2 protein-coding genes, 1 tRNA gene and 1 pseudogene are annotated in these 5913 nt (G+C 42.4%); 3 read left to right on the top strand and 1 reads right to left on the bottom strand.

What is annotated here, in order from left to right; translation table 11 throughout:
* Nucleotides 1-528: 528 nt before the first annotated feature.
* The 3 genes and pseudogenes from HXY43_RS14170 to HXY43_RS14160 all read left to right on the top strand — a co-directional run.
* Nucleotides 529-699, top strand: a pseudogene (locus HXY43_RS14170) (IS630 family transposase); the annotation flags it as partial.
* Nucleotides 700-817: 118 nt separating this feature from the next.
* Nucleotides 818-901 (top strand) — tRNA-Leu (locus HXY43_RS14165).
* Between the two features lie 317 nt (nucleotides 902-1218).
* Complete coding sequence (locus HXY43_RS14160; RefSeq protein ID WP_290883860.1) at nucleotides 1219-2040, top strand: type 1 glutamine amidotransferase; 822 nt, start codon at nucleotides 1219-1221, stop codon at nucleotides 2038-2040.
* A gap of 417 nt (nucleotides 2041-2457) precedes the next feature.
* Here HXY43_RS14160 and hetF read toward each other — a convergent pair whose 3' ends face one another.
* A complete protein-coding gene (gene hetF, locus HXY43_RS14155; protein ID WP_290883858.1) occupies nucleotides 2458-4953 on the bottom strand; it encodes a cell division protein HetF in 2496 nt (831 codons plus the stop codon).
* Nucleotides 4954-5913 lie beyond the last annotated feature (960 nt).

Here is a 5913-nt window from a genome sequence, read left to right as displayed (position 1 = left end):
TTGGTTCTCTGACCAAAACTTAATTTCTTTGACGAGGATTGGTTTTGCTTTTGGCTTTCAAACTATTGATTTTTCTTGGTTCGGACGTCTCGCTTTTGCTTGACACTTTATCTAGGTTAGCTAACTTATTTTGGATTGTCAAGGGGATTGAGAAAAATTTTTTCTTTTTTCCCTTGCTTTTAATCCAGTAGCGATCGCCTTGTTGGAGATCAAGCAGGATTGCTTCTCTGCTTTTTAGCTTTCAACCTATTGTTTTTTATTGGTTATAAGTGCCATCGCTTTGACGCTTATTTAAGATAACAGGTCTTTTGTTAGGTTGTTTTGCCATTTTGCCGCTCTGCCTTGGGTTGCTAACCGTACTTCTTGATGCCGATTCCACTACTTTGCTCTTGTGTTTGTTGATCTCTAGTAAAGCAAGCACAAGAGATGCGATCGCACCAGACGCTATGAGTTATTTGTCAATGCAACTTAGGGTTACAACTACTAAAAGCATTTCTATAAATTTTAGTAAATTGAGAGAATTAGTCTCAAATTGAAATTTCTGTTCTCTCTCGTCAATGTTTAGAACGTCGCATTCCTGATATAGAGACTTTACGTCGAGAAATTAAGGCTTGGGAAAAACAACGTAATCAGCATAAAGCTAAAATTAATTGGCGTTTTGCTGCCAAAGATGCCAGAGCTAAATTCCAATGGTTGTAGCCTTCTTTGAGCCTGTCATAGTTTTCTTGGTTGACTACTACCGGAATAAAATTTAAAAAATTCGCAAAACTGGTTGCAAAATAAAAAAATAGGGTATAATGGCAAAGTTGCTATCCGAGGGCGGGTGGCGAAACTGGTAGACGCACCACACTCAAAATGTGGCGGGCTTACGCCCATAGGAGTTCGATTCTCCTCCTGCCCACTTAAATATGAATGAACGTAAGCGATCGCGTTGTAAAAAGTCAAGGTCAAAAGTAAACCAGAGAGTTTCTCTCTTCGTGTCTTGGTGGTTCAAAAACATTGTTTTTATCACAAATGCACACAAATTCCAAGCAAAATGCTGTTATTTAACTTACATCTTAAACAGGGATAACCCACTCAACTAACCTTTTTCAAACTATCCTGGCATAAAGCATACAGCATCTGAATAGGACGATTTGAAAATAAACAAATACCATCTACCGAAGTCGATGCTATTCTCTTCTCTAGTCCTTCATTCCTATTCTTGGCTGGGCATTTATGAGTAATCAACAATTTGAATTAATAGTAGGTTGGTTGTATCCGACACTGATGAGTACTTATGGAGACCGTGGTAATGTCATCGTTCTAGAACGTCGTTGTCAGTGGCGGAGATACTATGTTAAGGTACTGCCCCTAGATCAAAACGCTACAGCAGATGATATTAAATCAGTAGATTTAATAGTCGGAGGTGGTGCACAAGACCGTCAGCAAGAAATTGTTATGCGTGATTTGCAAGGTGCAAAAGCCGAAGCAATGCGCGAAAAAATAGAAAATGGTACACCTGGAGTGTTTACCTGTGGTTCACCACAACTTTTGGGACACTATTATGAACCAGGAGTTGGGCAGCGCATTCAAGGTTTGGGCATATTAGATATGGTATCAGTGCATCCAGGGGAAAATGTTCGGCGCTGTATTGGTAACTTGGTTGTAGAAGTCACAGCTACTCGTCTGGTGCAGGATCTCAAAGAGATGCTTAATGGTGCTACACCTTATTTAATTGGATTTGAAAATCACGGCGGACGTACAAAGCTAGGAAAAGTAGAAGCACTGGGACGCGTGGTGTATGGTCTGGGCAATAATGGTGAAGATGGCACGGAAGGAGCATTTTATCAAAATGCCATTGCTACCTATTCCCACGGTCCCCTATTACCAAAAAATCCTTTCGTTGCAGATTGGTTAATTCAAACAGCGTTACGGTTAAAGTATCAACAGCCGATTACGCTGTCACCTATAAATGAGACTTTGGCAATGCAAGCACGGGAAGTAATGTTGAAGCGCTTGAAAGTTAATCTTCCAACACCTGCTGCGGCTAAAGTTTAAACTCAACTTCCCCCGTGCAAATGTACTAAACAGCCCTTAAACCCTTGCCCCGGAATCGATTTGGCGTTTAACGCAAATATTAGTGTACCCATGTAAGCCCTGGAACTATTGGTACAATTAGGGTAAGCTAAAAATTGGGGGCCAACGCCTCAAGTTCACAACGCATACGCCCCTTTGACAATTGTACCCAGTAACAGCGATTCAAAAAACGTTGAAAGTCGCTCAGGTCAATAGCTAAACTTTTATTGGGGGGAAGTTCAGTTTAAATATTGATTACTAGACGGGCAAAATGCCCGCCTCACAAAATTTGAGAAAAATTGCATATCAAGTGTGGTCAAGAATTAAAAGCGATCGCCTACAGAGAGTCTTGCCACTAATAAAACCCAACGTCAAGCATAACCAAAATATTTGTAACTTTTAATTTACTTCTCTATTTACTTGGAGAAGAGATTTCCAATCTTTAATTGCCTCCTCTGGCCACAGCCAATTATTAGCCAATTGATCCATTTGAAAATTAACTGGATCGTCTTTTATTACCATTTGCCGCAACTTAATTGCTTCATTTAAATATTGCTCTCGTTTAGCATTTGGTTGATGATGTGAAGATTTATATAGCCCGATCGCTAAGCCCGCATAAGCTGTTAAAGTATCTTGGGTTACTTCCTTGGGTTTCGGTAATCCTGCGGAATTGGCAGATAGATTATGCTGTCTGACCGCTGAATTCAAAGCCTTGAACCAAGAATCGTTAGCGCGATTGAGATTACCTTCTACATAATAAGCAAAACCTAAAGCATTAGAATATAAAAGCGAATCTGGTTTGGCTTTTGCGGCATTTTCCCAGTAACGACGAGCATCATCGATGCTAAATGTTTTGTCTCCTGTTTGGACAGCTTGCCACGCTAACCGCCCTCTCAAAAAGTTTACAAGCGGATCGCTCAAATGCTGCTGGAGAACAAAATCCAGGGCCACCTTAGCATTAGGAAGAGCATTACGATTCAGAAGTTCTTCTACTGCTAACAGCCCATTTTGCAAGTCACCACTGCTCAATTTTTCGCTAGCGTAGGCAGTGATAATTCCGGTTGCATCGGTTTTTAGATTGATTTGTGGAGTGTTTTGCCCGGGTGGAGACTCGGTAGAAACTACTGGTATATCAGATCGTCTTGACACTCTTTGATTTTGCCACCACCAATTCAAACCGACAACCACTGCGATCGCGCTAACTCCGACAACACCAACTTTAGACCAAAACTGGCGTCTAGCGCGTCGTTTGGAAGCAGCTTTTCGAGATAGAGTAATTTCAGTTGATGAAGGTAAAGTACTTTGCCAGTCTATGCCAAAACTATCATCAACGGCTAGTTCATCTTGTGCTGGCCCAATTTGCTTGCTCTCTGCATCTGGTGGAAATTGACTCCACAGCGAAACCATATCTTCTGTATTGTGAAGATTATCCTCTCTATCTTGATTTACTAGTTCCGCAGTCATTGAAGTTTGCTCGTTGGGAACTTTTGGGCTACCTAGCTGGCTAAACAGATCCGAAACGAATGCAGAATCTTCTGCATAGCTTGGGTCATCGTACTCTATTTCATCTACTAAATCGCCCCAAGTATCTTCACCCAACCAGTCTGACTCAGAAGAAACCTGCGTCATACCCGAAGCCATCATATCGTCGATGGGTAAAGGCATGTTGGTATCATCTGCCGTCGCTGGATATCTTGCTGGTGTTGTAGTTAAAGTTGAATTATACTCGCTGTATGGCTGTGTACTTTCGGGTAGATAAACTCCTGGGTTGAGAAAACCGTCAAACTCGGGGTGTAGATATAATATTGGTAGCGCCCAGTACATCTGGTGCGAACCATAGGTAGTAATTAATCCCTGGCGTACCCGACTAACACACATATCCACAGGGTATCCCTGGGAAAGGTTGTGGTAAAAAAATTGTGTCAGTGTGAGTGCGACTTGATCGGGAATGCGTTCTGACATAGCCAAAACGCTTCTGATGCCCCGCTTCACCAAGCTTTCTGTTAAGTTACGTTCGCCCGTCTCCTCATTTTCGTCGGAGGTTGCTGCGTATGCTCCCAAGCAGGAGTTAAACACAGCCATTTGGATATTATTATTGACAAGCAAGCCTGCTAAATCGTCACCAGTCAGGGTTTCGGTCAAACCGGTTCTGCTACTGACCAGATAAATTTCGCCGCCATTCGGCCCGACATTACTATGACCAGAGTAGTGGAGAACGTGATATCTTCCCTGTTCTAGGGCTTGCGTTAATTCCTCCCGTCCTGGTTGTTCTAGTACGGAGAGTTCAATTCCAGTACCGTGTGGTGACTGAATGTTTAGCAAATCTCGCAGTTTTTCAGCTTCTTCTGCAAGTAGATGCAGACGAACTTGATCGGTGGGGGAAGCGATCACCATCAACACTTTAATCCCATCTTCTTCCAACGGCATCGACATTGCTGATGGTAGACGAGATGTCCCCCCAATTCCACTTTGGTAGCGAGAAAAAGCAATATAAGGTCCTGTCGCAACTGGGCGATCGCCAGCGTGCATTACTTCCCAAGGTAAACGTGCCAACCTGGTATCTTTCAATCCCAAACGCAGGCGTAGTACCTGTTGGCGATTTTGAGCAATACCTTGGGCAGTCATCCAACTATCTCTGAGAGTGCCTTGAAACAGCGCGTTATAAAATTGCTGACCTAAAGCTACCAAGTTCACAGAGTTTCGCGCGATCGCATCCCCCTGCAACACTAACTTCAACGGGTCATTCATTAAATGTCCAGCAGCCGTCAACCAATCAGCTACGGGCCAAGTCACCAGTTCTTCTGCCAATGGCACCCCAGGCGCGACTTGTTCCGTCCGCACCAAGTAGTCATTTTGCCCTACTGGGGTTACGGAAATGTGAAATTCCTGGGTCACAATTTCTCCTGTTTCCTATATCCGGTTTGAAACGCGAAAGTTTCAAGTCGATGTTTCGCTTCTTCTGATACATTTAGATGCATCTTGCAACTCAGATGTTTCTGATTTGAGCTGTTTTGCCGCCAAGCGACATCTACCACTTTAATCCGGATTATCTTGGCTTTTCTAGAACATTCTTATTGGTAAATGCACCTTGATATTCAGATCCCTGGCTTGGCTAGTATCCACTGGGGGTTTTTTCTATTTTTACCAAAAAAATAGCTCCTATTCACCAAAATTTCTCCTGAGAATAATGATTACACTCAGAAGACTTAATTTGGTAGATGTACCCTGATAAATTACTTCCCTTGTTGGCTGCTAACCACTAGGTTTTTTTATTTTGATTACTTTGATCGTAACTGCTTGATTAAAGGGGACTGAGAACTAGGAACTGGTGACTAAGGATTAGGGACTGGGGAATAGAGATTAGGAACCAAGTACCCAATCCCCAATACCCAATACCCAGTACCCAATACCCAGTACCCAATACCCAACAGCCAGCACCGAAATGGCGAAAACTGAAGCTTCCTACTACATTGCAGAACTCTACTGTTCAGTGCAGTTGCTGCATGTCTATGGGCTATTTCCCCTAGAGTGGGAAAATACTTCTCATCGCGACTTTTGGAAAAGTCTATCCGGCATGTGCTGGTTTATTCTAAAACACAGGACTGGTAGATGTAATCAGATAACTTACTCCCCTTGTTGATGATTTGCTGCTGAGGGATTTTTTTATTATTTTCATAATTTATCCCCATTCTCGCAAATTTATCCGGAACATACTGATTTATATTGAAACATGGAAATGGTAGATGCACCCTGATAACAGACTCCCCTTAATAGCTGCCGGCTACGAGGGGATTTTTTTGTACAGAAACAAACATCCAAAATCTTTTTGCAAATTTATCCGGAACATACTGATTT

The sequence above is a fragment of the Fischerella sp. genome (genome assembly GCF_013388695.1).
Classification (GTDB): Bacteria; Cyanobacteriota; Cyanobacteriia; order Cyanobacteriales; family Nostocaceae; genus PCC9605.
This window is presented reverse-complemented; position numbering and strand designations above follow the sequence as displayed.

Coding starts and splice junctions, on each gene's coding strand:
- HXY43_RS14160 (WP_290883860.1), top strand. CDS start 1,219: ATGAGTAATCAACAATTTGAATTAATAGTAGGTTGGTTGTATCCGACA.